The organism is Burkholderia sp. Bp9142, assembly GCF_003853415.1.
In the GTDB taxonomy this organism is placed as follows: domain Bacteria; phylum Pseudomonadota; class Gammaproteobacteria; order Burkholderiales; family Burkholderiaceae; genus Burkholderia.
On record NZ_QTPP01000100.1, the window covers coordinates 1 to 803 of the forward strand.

Genomic DNA, 803 nt, shown 5'->3' on the forward strand with positions numbered 1-803 from the left:
TGCCGCGACACCGACAGCCCCGAATACGCGAAGTGCGTGTACGACAGCCCGTAGCCGAATTCGAACATCGGCTGGATGTTGCGCGCGTCGTACCAGCGATACCCCATGTTCAGCTTCTCCGCGTAGACGGGATCGTTCTCGAATGCGCCGCCTTGCCCCCACGTCGGCGTGTCCTGGTCGCGTGCCGGGAACGTGACGGGCAGCTTGCCGGACGGATTGACCGCGCCGAACAGCACGTTCGCGATCGCCTTGCCGCCGCCTTCGCCCGGATACCACGCCTCGACGATCGCCGACACGTTGTCCTTCCACGGCATCAGCACCGGATTGCCGCTCTGGACGACGACGATCGTGTGCGGGTTGGCGCGCGCGACCGCTTCGACGAGCGCGTCCTGGTTCGACGGATTCGCGAGGCTCAGGCTTTGCAGATCGCCGAAATCCTCGCCGGCCGGCTGCGCGACCACGACGATCGCGACGTCCGAGCGGCCCGCGAGCGCGGCGGCCTGGTCGATTTCCTGCTGCGTGTACGCGCGGAACGGCGACTGCTGGTCGCTGTTGCCGGCGAACGTAACCTGCGCCGCCGGCGCGAGCGCGCGGATCGCCGCGACGATCGGCACGTCGACCTTGAGCCACGGATTGCGCCACCAGCTGCAGCCCGTCGACGACCCGAACGTCAGGCCGCCGCAGCCCGCGAACGAACCGGTGACCGGAGCGCGCGTGTTGCCCGAGCCGCCGCCCGACAGCACGGCTGCATCGGCGTGGCCGCCGATCACGGCGATGCGCGACAGTGCGGACGCCGCCAGCGG

At 69.6% G+C, this 803-nt stretch carries 1 protein-coding gene; it reads right to left on the reverse strand.

Annotated features, from left to right (window positions below; all coding sequences use genetic code 11):
- On the reverse strand, positions 1 to 803 hold an 803-nt coding region (locus DIE22_RS37810), incomplete at both ends, for a glycoside hydrolase family 3 C-terminal domain-containing protein (RefSeq protein WP_185640793.1).